Below are 1,182 nucleotides of genomic sequence, written 5' to 3' on the forward strand. Positions count from 1 at the left end.
AGCTTTTCTTTTAAGCTCCATTTCTTGTATTTCATATCTCAAAGGTATATTTTGAAATCTGAAATATCACTCCGAACTATTAGGGGGCTAAACTATTTCATTGAACCTATGAACAGCCCTTTTAAATCTAATTATAGGATTTTTAGTTTTATAAAATCCTTTATCACTCATATGGTTGCATACTGTTGAATATGATTGAATTGAACCTTTTTCAAATTGACTATGTAGTTCTTTTAAATTTGTGAAGTATCCAATTACACTGTGTAGGCGATTATATTCTTTCACATCATTTTCGAAATCAATTGAAATTCCTTTCAATAAAAAGATTTTCACATTTTTGCTCATTTTAATAGTATATGTGATTATATTCCAAAATCATACCGCTAATTTACAGTATTTTACCTAAAATAGGTCGTTAATTTATATAATATAAGCCTTATATTCCTATTTTACGTTGATAACTATTCATATATACCTCTGATTAACAGAAAGTTGGTCGCTAAATTTGTAAGGTAAATATTGAATGGATGGCAAAGAAAAGTGAAATAAGGAAAAACACTAAATTCTACAAACAAGAAATGAGAAAATGGGAATTAAGAATTCTTATTTTGCTTATTCTCATAATTATTGGAATAGGTTGTTTTTATTTACTTCATTTGAAAGCAAATAACTGGATTTTTTCAAATTTACCTTTGAACACTTACGATTTTTCAAAATTAACTTTTTTATCACCCTTTGTATTTTACTTGACTTTTTCAGTTAAACAATTTAATCATTACAAAAAGCAATTAGACTTGTACAAACTTAAAGCAACGGATTTTGAATTAATCTCGCAAATTAGATTACTAGAAAAATAGATAAAACAATGGATTTAATATATAAAAACGTGTTCTAACAATGGCTATAAGTAATTCGGGTTCAGTTACTTAGCCGATAGGCTTGGGCGTGTTTGCCGGCACCGCCAAATCTTTTGGATTTGGCTTTGGCGAAAAAAAGATAAAGACAAACAAAAAGATTTGGCTATTTGCGTGGGGGAAACTTAACTGCGTGCCGGCCCCGAACTACTCATAGCCGAGCCGTTGTGATGCATTTGGTACGTTAAAGGGACATCCTTTACAAAGTTAAAGGGACATAGTTTACACTTTTAAGGTTATAATTTGAGATTAAAATCAAATTATTATG

At 29.5% G+C, this 1,182-nt stretch carries 1 protein-coding gene; it reads left to right on the plus strand.

Annotated elements, in window-relative coordinates; translation table 11 throughout:
• Window positions 1-527 precede the first annotated feature (527 nt).
• Window positions 528-857, plus strand: a complete 330-nt coding sequence (locus tag BLT07_RS20620) for a hypothetical protein (RefSeq protein WP_091874515.1) — start codon at window positions 528-530, stop codon at window positions 855-857.
• The last annotated feature ends 325 nt before the right edge of the window (window positions 858-1,182 follow it).

The sequence above is a fragment of the Pricia antarctica genome (assembly GCF_900101815.1).
Lineage (GTDB): Bacteria > Bacteroidota > Bacteroidia > Flavobacteriales > Flavobacteriaceae > Pricia > Pricia antarctica.

Bases quoted from the DNA above. Each gene is read 5' to 3' on its own strand.
- BLT07_RS20620 (WP_091874515.1), top strand. From the start codon at position 528: ATGGCAAAGAAAAGTGAAATAAGGAAAAACACTAAATTCTACAAACAA.